The organism is Mangrovimonas futianensis, assembly GCF_021245805.1.
Lineage (GTDB): Bacteria > Bacteroidota > Bacteroidia > Flavobacteriales > Flavobacteriaceae > Mangrovimonas > Mangrovimonas futianensis.
Window position 1 is genome coordinate 99041 of record NZ_JAJJNF010000010.1, and the last position, 10387, is coordinate 109427.

The 10387-nt window shown below is 31.6% G+C and carries 12 protein-coding genes; all 12 read right to left on the bottom strand.

The genetic code is table 11. The features are described 5' to 3' along the window. Positions 1 to 56 precede the first annotated feature (56 nt). On the bottom strand, positions 57 to 554 hold the full coding sequence (locus LOK78_RS15335; RefSeq protein WP_232635510.1) for a hypothetical protein: 498 nt from the start codon (positions 552 to 554) through the stop codon (positions 57 to 59). Between the two features lie 150 nt (positions 555 to 704). Continuing rightward, positions 705 to 1157 carry a hypothetical protein gene (locus LOK78_RS15340; protein ID WP_232635511.1) on the bottom strand — a complete coding sequence of 151 codons (453 nt, stop codon included), beginning with the start codon at positions 1155 to 1157 and terminating at the stop codon, positions 705 to 707. Between the two features lie 138 nt (positions 1158 to 1295). After that, positions 1296 to 1733 carry a hypothetical protein gene (locus LOK78_RS15345; RefSeq protein WP_232635512.1) on the bottom strand — a complete coding sequence of 146 codons (438 nt, stop codon included), beginning with the start codon at positions 1731 to 1733 and terminating at the stop codon, positions 1296 to 1298. A 133-nt stretch (positions 1734 to 1866) separates the two neighbouring features. Next, positions 1867 to 2403 carry a YcxB family protein gene (locus LOK78_RS15350; RefSeq protein WP_232635513.1) on the bottom strand — a complete coding sequence of 179 codons (537 nt, stop codon included), beginning with the start codon at positions 2401 to 2403 and terminating at the stop codon, positions 1867 to 1869. A gap of 134 nt (positions 2404 to 2537) precedes the next feature. Continuing rightward, entirely contained in the window at positions 2538 to 3104 is a 567-nt protein-coding gene (locus tag LOK78_RS15355) for a hypothetical protein (RefSeq protein ID WP_232635514.1), read from the bottom strand. Between the two features lie 287 nt (positions 3105 to 3391). Then, on the bottom strand, positions 3392 to 3784 hold the full coding sequence (locus LOK78_RS15360; RefSeq protein WP_232635515.1) for a hypothetical protein: 393 nt from the start codon (positions 3782 to 3784) through the stop codon (positions 3392 to 3394). Between the two features lie 195 nt (positions 3785 to 3979). Next, on the bottom strand, positions 3980 to 4510 hold the full coding sequence (locus LOK78_RS15365; protein ID WP_232635516.1) for a hypothetical protein: 531 nt from the start codon (positions 4508 to 4510) through the stop codon (positions 3980 to 3982). A gap of 39 nt (positions 4511 to 4549) precedes the next feature. Further along, positions 4550 to 5923 (bottom strand): YopA family protein, encoded by a 1374-nt coding sequence (locus LOK78_RS15370; RefSeq protein WP_232635517.1) that lies wholly within the window; start codon positions 5921 to 5923, stop codon positions 4550 to 4552. Positions 5924 to 5957: 34 nt separating this feature from the next. Further along, positions 5958 to 6842, bottom strand: coding sequence for a hypothetical protein (locus LOK78_RS15375; protein ID WP_232635518.1), 885 nt, complete (start codon positions 6840 to 6842; stop codon positions 5958 to 5960). 180 nt (positions 6843 to 7022) lie between these two features. Further along, entirely contained in the window at positions 7023 to 7904 is an 882-nt protein-coding gene (locus LOK78_RS15380; RefSeq protein WP_232635519.1) for a trypsin-like peptidase domain-containing protein, read from the bottom strand. 759 nt (positions 7905 to 8663) lie between these two features. Then, on the bottom strand, positions 8664 to 9833 hold the full coding sequence (locus LOK78_RS15385) for a serine hydrolase domain-containing protein (RefSeq protein WP_232635520.1): 1170 nt from the start codon (positions 9831 to 9833) through the stop codon (positions 8664 to 8666). A 171-nt stretch (positions 9834 to 10004) separates the two neighbouring features. Further along, positions 10005 to 10387, bottom strand: a 383-nt coding sequence (locus LOK78_RS15390) for a hypothetical protein (RefSeq protein ID WP_232635521.1), incomplete at its 5' end; no start/stop codon positions are given.

A 10387-nucleotide genomic window follows, 5' to 3' on the forward strand; every position in this document is an offset into this window, starting at 1 on the left:
GATAAAGGGAATAGAAAGTATGGATGTGTCAAATTAAACGCCAAAACATCTTATAATTAGTCTTTGTTATAGGTAGTTTTTAATTTTTCAGTTTGCATGTGAATACAATCTGAAATTGTTAAGTTGAGAATGGAAACTCTATTTTTTCCTTTTTTGAATGCTAAATAAAAACTGTTCCACTGTTTTGGAAAGAGTATTCCTGAAAGGGCAAAGAGTAGGCAATAAATGCTATAATTTCCATTTCCAAGTAAATACATTTGCATTCTGATTTCCTCAAGTGGAGACATTCCGTATCCCAGTATTAAATGTTTTAAATCATGGTTTTCAAACTTTGGTATTACTTTCAAATGGTACTTTTTAAGCATCCCATAAATATCATAACCGACTGTACCTTCTTTACAACTTTGTAACTCTACCATATGTTTTTCCATCTCATTTTTGAATAAGAATTGAAGAGGTTTAATAACTAACCATATCTTTAAACCTTCAACAAAGTTTTCACGAATATTTAAAGGAGGTAACTTTTGGTTCTGCGCAACATTAATACTAATCATGATTTCTTTTTTTAATTATATACAACGGTGATAGATAGGTTTCGTTTTGGAAAAATCCGCAAAAATTTTGATACGCCAGTTTGCACTTCGTGCTCGTGTGGGAGATAGCCGGGAACAAGCAATTACTTATCCATTATTATTTGGCTTTGTTTATCTTTTTTCAGCATAATTAAACTTCTCAAAATTTTCGGGAAATTCGTTTTTCAATTCTAATTTATTTGACGTCACAGTGGGTTTGATTTTAATAACTTTTGTTTCGCTATCAATTTCAACTTCGTGTTCACTTCTCATATTTACAACGTCAATATGCAAAACTTTAAATTGATGTTTTCCGCTATTAAGGTTTATAATTACATATTCACTTGGTCTAATTTGTCCAAGAGGTTTATTGTCCAGCCAAATATTCAACCGAGCTGTATTGTCCATTTTATGTAAAATATTCGCACCATTATAAATCAGGACATTTCCATTCCCTAAATCATTCAGTTCAACATTTTCAATGTTAGTTTTTAAGAATGTATATTCGGATGTAATTGGTTTTAATGCACAAGAGGTTAAGAGTATTAAACTTAATAAAGTGATGATAATTCTGATGTTTTTCATTTTCAATGTTTGGGGTTTAATAACGCACTACGGTCTATTCTAACTGTAAGTTACGGGTTTTTAGTTAATGATTTCGGTTTAGCACTAGCGAAGCATTCCAATCGGAATTACTGTTATTGATTGTTCTCAGGTGTTTTTTTATTCATCTAATAGGTCTAACTTCCAACTGGTATTTTTTCTTTTCTCTTTCCAGTCCCAATAAGTTCCAAAAAAATCTTCATGAAGCATAGAATCCATTTCGTTTTCTTCGTCAAAGTCAACCAACATAACTTCTCCCCACTCTCCGTACTCAACGGTTGGGTCAGATGTCCCATCTAAAATATTTAGGAATCCGAAAAACACATCTGAAGTATTACTTGCTAATATTTTCCTCAATGCGCTTTTTAGAACCGGATTACCGCTTAATTTTGAGACTTCTTCTTTTTCTGATTCTGTCAAGCCTCCATTAGGCGGATAGTTTATAAGGCGATTGATTTTATTACTCTCAATGTCATTAGCAATATAGTTTGCATTTTCTTCAATCATCTGATGGATTGAAACTAAAAGAGACATTTTATTTTCTTCTGATAACTTCATTTTCCGTTTATTAAGTTTCCTAACGGTCCCTTCTAACCGTAAGTCATTGTTTTATTTTATTATGTTTTTCAATTTAGAAATAGCGAAGATCTCCAATCGGAATTGCTGTTTTACATTGTTGCCAATAGCACCTTTATTTCCATTTCCAATTCAGTTCGTCAATATATTCTGCTCCTAAGTCGGTCACACGTTTTTTAAATTCCGTTTGATTTTCAATTGAGTGTTTTGGGACAATCAAAGATAAATCAGTAGTTAATTTTATGAAGAAATGTTCTTTTGTTTCTATCAGTTCTTTGATTTCAGTTCCGTTTAATTTGGTATCAGATGTAAAATCTTTGGCATTAATAGAATTTTCATTAAAGTCAATTTGCACAGGCTTATTTATCCGGTTTTTATAATTTTCCTCAACGTGTTTTCTAAAATGATTTTTATACCTCCTTTTGGAATATTTTGGATAGAATATAAACCACAGAATTGCTGTAATTCCAAAAACTATAATTCCAATGTAATTTTCATCCCTATTGGTTAAGTATAATCCATATGGTAAAAAAAGAATTGGTCCTAAAATTCTATTATTCCTGAGTTTCTTTTTATGTGATTCAGACTTTGAAGACGCATATAGCTGATATTCTAAAAAATCTGAGTTTGTAAGTTCGTATTTTAAGGTCATTTGGGTATTAATGGTTTGTGTATAAAAAATTGTGGTTTTGGGTAAAAGGATTATTCTTTACCAGTTCGCACTTTGTGCTCGTGTCAGAAGTAAGCGAGAACAAGTAATTACTTATCCGTTGTTCCGCTAATTTTTTATTCCTTTTCAAAGAATGCTTTCACTTCTGAATAATAATCCTCCCCGTATTGTTGATAGAATTCTCCATTAGGTTTTATTATTAAAAATCCGGCACAGTTTTGATGTTCTGTAAAAACATTCTTATAGAAAAAACCAGAATCCATTATAAATTCATCCATTTGTTCATAAATTTCTCTATTGTAAGAATCATTCGTATAAACAAAAAAGTCAATTGCATTATAATCAGAACTCATTCTTGATGAAATACTAATTCTGTTTTTGGTCACTTTTCTATTGTCATTTTTGTTGAATCTAACATTTATACAATTTGGCGCTTTTTGGTTATAATTTATAAGAATAGATTTATTATCAGGAATTGTGGTTTTTAATTCTTCTTCCAGATTTTTAATCAATTTATCGTATTCAGTTCGGTTTAGTGTTCCAGAGTAAGCTACTCTACTTTTTTTGTATTGAGAATTGGAATGAGTATTTACTTTTGTGTTATCTAGATCTTTATTAGCTCCACAGGAGGATACTAAAATTAAGAAAATAATATATGCTCCTTTTTTTAATATTTCATTCATAGATTTTTGTTTGGTCAATTTATGCACAACGTTTTTTGAATGGCTTGTTTCAGTTTAGCTTTTGAGGATTTTGCTTCGCCAGTTCGCACTTTGTGCTCGTGTAAGATGTAGGCGAAAAAAAGCAATTATTCATCCGTTGTTGTGTGTTAGGCATTTTTATTTTCAGTCGATTACTAATTCTTTATACAATTCTTTTTCAAATTCAATCATTTATAATGTGGCATTTCCCAAATAAATACTTTCATTAAATTTCAACATACATGAATTAGATTTATAATTCATAACATTTAATTTATCCGAACTACCATCCTATTTTCTGCTTCAAAATTCCATTGTACTTGCCAAGTTCTACCATCTATTTGGTCAAGCAGAATGAAGTTATATGAATTGGTAGTTGGATAAAGAAAAAACCTTCCATTTTTCTCTTCTTCTTTAGGTACAAGTGAAATATAGGATAATATAGTTTCAAATTGATTGTCATCTAGGCTCCATTGGACTTGCCACATATGTCCATTTCTCGTATTCAATTTGATAAAATTATGTGAATTATCTGTAGCAAAAAGCCGAAAGACAACATCACTGTCAGTAGAAATATTTTGATTAGGAATGTCAGGTTTTCCTTGAGCAAAAGTTAGCATTGTCGTCAATACAAAAATCAGTGTTAGAGAAAGTGTCTTCATAAAATTTGCTTTCTATGTTAGTATTTATTTTATGCGTGTCATTTGTTTTGCTGACACACAACGATTTCGGCTATGAACATTTGGGGATTTTACGCATTAACTTTTCGGATAATAACTGACCTTCAATTTATTCATTTTACTTTCTTTAGGCGATTAAACCGCTATTTTTTATATACGTTGTTAGCAGCTGGTTTTTCATTTCAGATTTTCTCTTTTAGTTGGCATTCCATTCTGGTAATAATGTATCTCATATTCGCCAGCTCTTTTTTTTGTACCAAAAACAATTGCAATTCCAATTCTATAATTGTAATGATTGCCAGAATAGTCAATTGTCATATGTTCAAGTTTTAGTAAATCAAAATCCTTTCTCTTTTTCGAATTGCTGTCCTTTTTAGCCTCAATTACAACCAGATTATGAGCATTTGTGTTTCGCTGATGGATAATTATATCTGGTGTTAACTGATAGTTGTCAGTTTCATTTGGTGAAATTCCAATTTCAATCATTCTATTTCTTGCAATATCTAATGCTTTTCTATCATTATCTTTCAGTTTATCACCATTATATTCAGGGTCGACAGTTAGTTCTTCAAAATGTGGTGTTAAATACTTTGTCAGATGGCCAGTAAGATTAAGCTCATTAAGTCCTCTTGCTAAAATGTCATATTCATTTTCCAAAACGGATTTAATTGAATTATCAAGTCTTTTTAGTATTTCATTAATTTCCATTTTATAAAATAGTTGAATTTGTAGTTAACTCAATTATAATCAAATCCAAGGAACATTTATTTCCCTGTCTTTTGGATAAAGTTTTTTTGAACATCGATTAGAATATTTCCCTTTATGCCCTAAAATAAATAAAAGCGACATTTCAATGTACCAAATACATAATTGAAGAGCTTGGTATTTAGTCTGTAAGGATAAAGCTGATATTTTTTTTCTTTTTTCAATTTGAGAATGTACAATTGAATTACGAATTTGTACGACTATTGAAGGCGCATCAATGTATTCTGGTGACGTGCCAATTAATTCATTTAACTCATTAAAATCTTTTGGGACACTATAATCAATTTTTAGATGAGAGAGTAAAAGTCGAATTTTATTTGCTGCGTTAATATTTTCTGAATCTTTCCCAATTAACAGCCCATTTTTTTCAATTAGTAACCAGTTGTATATTAATTCTAATGCAGTTTGAGCCATTATTATTGAACCTTCTGTGTAACCTGAATTATTGTTTGCTTCAATGTACCAGTGCACCGTTGAAATCAAAAAATTTCTATCATTCTCATCTTTCCACAAATTTGTAAATTTTTGAAAAAGTTCATTAAGACCCTCTGTAGAATGCCTTAAAGTCCAACTGGTGGCACTTTTATGAATATCTAATGAGTAATTTGAATAATCAGACCAAACTTTGTTGTTTTCGAAAATCCCACTATGAAAAACAGTTGAAACTCTTCGTCCATTTAAAAAAGTTAGGAATGTGTCAAAGCAATTTATAATTACTCTTGCGTTTTCAAGTGTTAAATTACCCTTTGTTTTTGTCAACCTTCCTGAATAGAGTAGAAGATAGCCACCTTTGGAATTTAGGTTTTCGAGTCGTTCATTATAGTCTAATGTTTTATCAATAACAATTTTATATTCCTTGTTTTCAAATTGAACACGGCTTCTTGACCAAGAAACAGATTTTTCAAACATTTTATGAACAGATGAACCTAAAAAGTTTCTCAAGTTGGGAATAGCAAAGGTTATAGAATCAACACCAATTGAACTGTCATTAAAAACAGCATACTTTGTAAAAACACCTTTAATCTTTTGCTTATCATTAGAAAGTCCTAATGTGCGATTAGTTATGAATGTATTTCCAGAGGATAAGCCATCAATTATCAAATCATATTCATCTAATGCATTTTCTGATTTTATTGAAATTTCAGTTTCTGATAATACGAATCCGCTGAATACCGTGCCTTTTTGTGGAAACCATTGATATTCAATTTTCCCATCTATGTGAATTTCACATTTTTTATTTTTTAATAAAAATTCTCCTGTATAAATATCAATAACTTCATTAGCATTATCCATTTTTACAGGAAGGTCAACTATAGGCGGAATGCCTTCTATTAATTCATCTATATCCTTTCGCATTTAGTTGTTCAGCTGGTTTAATTATTTTAATTTTTTAATCAATTCCAAGGTTTTTTTCCATATCTCTCCATTGCTTACCGAATTCAATTTGTTCTTCTACTGCTTTTCGTTTTTCTTCTGGCAAACATTGGATACAAGTTGGATATTGAATTCCCTTGTAGTACTCCTCACATTTTGGGCATAATTCCATTCCATATAAGTCATAGTTAGAAGCACATTTTCTACAAGCTGTTATCGTGTCTTCAAAGGAAAGGTATTTGATGTTGTCGTTTAGATAAAGTATAAACGCTTTTTTCTCTATAGATTCAGCGTCATTATTTTTTGCTATATTTCTTTGAAACCAATACTTAATATTTGATAAGTTATGTTGATTTCTCCATTTATCTTTTGACACAAAGCACTTATCTCGCACTTCATATGCGTCCTTACCTTCGAAAAAAATAGAAATCAGTTCAGTTGCCGACCTATAATTCGCTTCTTCAAATTCGTGCTTACAATCCGCACATCGATATTTTGGAATTTTTCTCACCCTTTCACTTGGGTTTTTATTCATACAATTCGGACACAATGGAATCGGTACATATTCATAATTATTTAATACATGATTTCTAAATACCGTTTTATCAATTTCGGAATTGTTATCTATATATTGATTTATGTATGTTCTCGTTATCTCTCTTAAATATTCGTTGTATTTCTTTGGATGAGACAGGTGCTGTAACGTTAAAGTATCTGTACTACTACATATCTGGCATTTTTCTTTAATGAATTTTAACCTTCTTTCTTTCCAATCTTTTGTATGCCAAGACCTTTGATCTTCTTTGAAACCATTCCAACATTGCTCTTTTGCAAGTTCTATCCCAATCTCATTATTTATGAGTTTATCTCTTAATTCTATATATTCATCGTATGTTAACATTCGAATTCTATTATTAAGTATTGATGAACGCAATATCAGTTTAACTTGCTGCTAACGGTCTCGGCTATGCGTAGTTGCGTGGGTTAGCACTCAACTTTGCAAGTACACACCAAACTGAAAATCCGAGAGGATTTTCAGAAGTAAGCGAGAACAAGCAATTACTTATAGCCATTGTTGTGCTTAGTTTTTTAATAATTTTTTCAATTCTGTTTTAAAATCCAATAACAAATTAGATTTAATAGAAACTCCAATATTGATAGGCACACCAGTAGTAGTTGTAATGTTAACTGGTAAATTATGGATTGTTATTTCACCGGTTCCTTTAGCGTTATACATAGGTCCAGCGTATAATATTCCTACTAAATAAAGCCTTGTGCCCAAATTTATTCCTGTATCGGTTGCATAAGAACCTTGATTATATAATATAACTGGTGAACCACTAGAACCTGGGAATGCAGGTATATCCAATAAAAATTCAGCTTTTCCTTGATAGTCAATCTTCATTGGTGTTGCTGTTTGCCCTTTCCTAATAATTGGTAAATTATTTTTACTATCCCATAATCCTATTGGGTAACCAATCATAAGTATGTCTTCAAGAGCTGTGAAAGATTCCCAGATTTCTTTTTCGGGAATTAAACTTTCATCAAAACTTCTGTAATAAATAGGTTTATTATTTTTTATTGATTGATTTAGTATCGGTGCGATTGGCATAATACATAAATCAATTTTTGGGTCTGGATGTGGTAACCAGTATTTTTGAAAATTAACTATTTCAATTGTTTCTTTCTCACCGTAAATAGGATTACCTAAACTATCTTTTTTTGTAAATAGAAATTTACCTTTTATTGCATTTTGTATTACATGTTTATTAGTTACAATAACTGGGATAGTAGTGCTGTCGGTTTCATTCATTTTAAAACTAAATATGAATCCACTCCCAGTTCCGTCTTTCGAGATTGTTTTTCCTGTATTATCCTTTATTAAATATTGACATTCAATTCTTATTGTGCTATGTATTAATTGTTCTGAAAGAGAGTTAACTTGAGCGTTAGATTCAGCCATAAAAAATAATGTTAATGTGAGTAGTATATATTTCATTATGTGTTTTTGTTCAAATTAAGCACAACTCGTTATATCCCCATAAAAATAGTCTTTTACCCCTCTTTTTGTCAGGATATCATCACTTTTTTGTGTGGGTTTACGAGTCTTGTTATTGTTTGTTATTATTGTTTTAAAATACATGAACTAATAGGCTTATTTCAATTAATAAACCGTACGAGCTAGAAACTAGTCGTATCAACTTAAGGAGAGCCACTAATTTATTATTATTTATTAAAATTGTAGGTGTTTTTTTGTTAAAAAAATAGGTTTTTTTGTGGGGTGGTGAAATAAGAGATGCTGAAACAAGTTCAGCATGACAAGGGTTTGGGTTCAGTATGACAGGGTTGGATTCAGCGTGACTAGAGATACTGAAACGAGTTCAGCATGACAAGGGATTGGGGTTCAGCATGACAAGGGTTGGGTTCAGTATGACAAGGGTTGGGTTCAGTATGACAAGGGTTGGGTTCAGTATGACAAGGGTTGGGTTCAGTATGACAAGGGTTGGGGTTCTGCGTGACTAGAGATGCTGAAAACAAGTTCAGCAGGACAAGGTTGGGTTCTGCAGGACAAGGTTGGGTTCTGCAGGACAGGTCTGGGTTCCGTATTACAAGAAATCCAAAATTACTATTGTCTGTTGAGCACTGAAGTAAGCCATTTCAAGTGGTTTGCTTCGCCAGTTCACACTTTGAACTTTTGTTGTTTGTAGGCGAGAACAAGCAATTACTTATGACCATTTTTAACGGTAGTTTTTATATAATCACTTACTAGACTGTATGTTTCGTTTATTAGTTCGTTAAATGATGAATTTGAATTTAAAAATATGGCAATAGTTAAAGGTCGGTCAAATTCTCTTAAAACTACTGTTCTTGTACCGTACCAACCCCCAGTATGCATTGCCAAATCTTCATTAGTAAACCATCCCATAGCATACTTTAGTTCACTATTCGCTAAAAATGGATAACTTTCCTCAAAAGGGTTCGAACTCGGCCATTTCTTTTTTAGGATTGAACTTGGTTTAAAAATTAAATCGTGTGCCTTTTTGGATAGTATGTTATTATTTCGCAAAGAGTTATCATATGCTAAAAAATCATTTGCACTTGTATATACTGCCCCATCTCCCATAATGCCATTCATATACCAGCCATCAACTTTTTTCCAATTATCTAGACTGTCTTTTTCATAGCAAAAAGCTCTTTCTTTAATTTCTATTGGATTTGCTAGATTATAGTAATTCGTTTCTTTCATACCAGCTTTGTCAAAAATATTTTTCTTGGCATAATTTGAGAATTCTTCTCCTGAAACCTTTTCGACCAATAAAGCTAAAACAAGATAAGCAGTATTAGAATATTCCCAATTTTTGCCCGATTGGAACAATGGTTTTGGATTTGTAGCTAGCCATTCTAAAACATCTTTATTTTCTACTATTTTGCTCCGGTCCCAATTGTTATCAAAATAAGCTTCATAGTCAGCAATTCCTGAGGTGTGATTCATCAATTGCTCAATAGTAATATCGGCGAAAACGGGATAATCCCAAAATTTATTTATGGAATCATTCAAGGAAAGTAAGCCCTTGTCCACGAGACTTAAAACACATAAAGCAGTAAATTGTTTACTCACAGAAGCCATTCTCATATTCGTATTAATGGTAATAGGCTTTTTAGTTTCTAAATCCCTTAAACCATAACCTTTTCCGATGATCATTTCTTGATTATAAGAAATCAATAAAGCAGCGCCAGGTTCATTTATTCCAATTTTTGAATTGAAAAGTGAATCTAGTTTTACTTCTAGTTCTTTTAAACTTGTTACGTTTGTTTCCTCTTTTTTATCATTCGAATACTTGCAAGAAAATAAGAGGACAACACATGTTATTATTAAAAATAGATTCTTCATTTGGTTGATTTGAATTACTGTTAATGGTCAGGTATATGGCTTGTAGCTGGTTTCAAGTTAATGATTTTTGGTTTAGCACTGACACTGGCAATTCCGAGTGGATTCTAGCCTGCCGTGGGCGTAGTCGAATCCGCCGTAATTGGGGTTATACATTGTTGTGCTTTCGCTATTTTAGTCATATTCCTCTATTAATTCATAAATGTTTTCTAATTCAGTTTTAAGTCTTTGGTAGTTGTCTATCTGTACATTAGAGTTATAAAATATATTGTCTATTAAGCTCTCAAACTTTAGAATATTCAGCACATTTAAATTGTTGTGGCTGCTAAATTTTGAAGGTCCGATTAGTTCTCCATGTGCAGTGTGTTCATAGTCCATCTGTCTGAAACTAATATGCTCATATATAAACGGGTAAAAATAATCGTTAAGGTCTTCGTTCATGTATTTTTCTCCACTTCTAACCTCTTCGACTAGAGATGGTAAACCGTATAAAAGTGTTTTTAAGGAATCGGATTTAATAAGCGCGACTTTTCCAGTATTCAGTCCTTCGTTTAAGG